The sequence below is a fragment of the Micromonospora maritima genome, assembly GCF_902825405.1.
In the GTDB taxonomy this organism is placed as follows: Bacteria; Actinomycetota; Actinomycetes; order Mycobacteriales; family Micromonosporaceae; genus Micromonospora; species Micromonospora maritima.
In genome coordinates, this window is sequence record NZ_CADEAU010000868.1 from 1 (window position 1) to 1,240 (window position 1,240).

General features: G+C 77.3%; 1 protein-coding gene. It reads right to left on the bottom strand.

The features are described 5' to 3' along the window. Positions 1-1,240, bottom strand: a 1,240-nt coding sequence (locus HUW36_RS33135) for an acyltransferase domain-containing protein (RefSeq protein ID WP_174531614.1), incomplete at both ends; no start/stop codon positions are given.

Consider the following 1,240-nt stretch of genomic DNA (forward strand, 5'->3'; position numbering starts at 1 on the left):
GGCCAGCCGCACCGCCGCGCCGAGCAGCGGGTGCCCGGCGGCGCCGAGACCGGCGCCGGTGACGTCGCCGCCGGCCGTGCCCGGCTCGGGCCAGAAGCGTTCCCGCTGGAAGGCGTACGGGGGCAGGTCGACCCGGGTGGCCCCGGAGCCGGCGAACACGGCCGCCCAGTCCACGGGTACGCCGGCAACGTGCAGGGCGCCCAGCGCGGTGAGCAGTTGGCGGGGGCCGTGCTCGTCGCGGCGCAGCGACCCGACCACCACGCCGGTCGGGCCGGCGGGCGCCCGGTCGAGCGCGTCCTGCACCACGACCTTGAGCACCGGGTGCGGGCTCACCTCGACGAACGCCCGGTATCCGGCGTCGATGAGCGCGTCCACGACCGGCGCGAGGCGGACCGGTTCGCGCAGGTTCCGGAACCAGTAGTCGGCGTCGAGGTCGGTGGTGTCGATCGGTTCGCCGGTGACGGTGGAGTGGAACGCGATCCGGCTCGGGCGGGGCCGCAGCGTGCCGATCGCGGCGGTGAGGTCGTCGCGGACCGCGTCGACGTGCGCGCAGTGGGAGGCGTAGTCGACCGCGACGCGCCGGGCCCGCAGCTCGCGGTCGGCGCAGGCGGCGAGCAGTTCGTCGACGGCGTCCGCGTCACCGGAGACGACGGTGACGCCGGCGCCGTTGAGCGCGGCGACGCCGAGCCGGTCGCCCCAGGGGGCGATGAGGTCGGCGGTGTCGGCGGCGGAGAGCGGTACGGAGACCATCCCGCCCCGGCCGGAGAGGGCGAGCAGGCCCCGGCTGCGGGCCACCACCAGGCGCAGCGCGTCGGGCAGGGTGAGCGCGCCGGCCACGCAGGCGGCGGCGATCTCGCCCTGGGAGTGGCCGATCACGGCGTCGGGGCGTACGCCGCAGGAGCGCCACACCTCGGCGAGGGAGACCATCACGGCGAACAGCAGCGGCTGGACCACGTCGACCCGGTCCAGTGGCGGGGCGCCCGGCGCGCCGCGCAGCACGTCCTCGGGCGTCCAGTCGACGAGGCCGGCCAGTTCGGCGGCGCACTCACGCATCCGGTCGCGGAAGACCGGGGAACGGTCGAGCAGGTCGAGCGCCATGCCCGGCCACTGGGAGCCCTGGCCGGGAAAGACGAGCACGACCTTCGGCGTACCGTCGGCGGGCCGGGCCGGCGGCGTGGCGGCGGTGAGCGCGGCCAGCGCGTCGGCGCGGTCGGCGGCGACGGTGACCTGCCGGTACGGG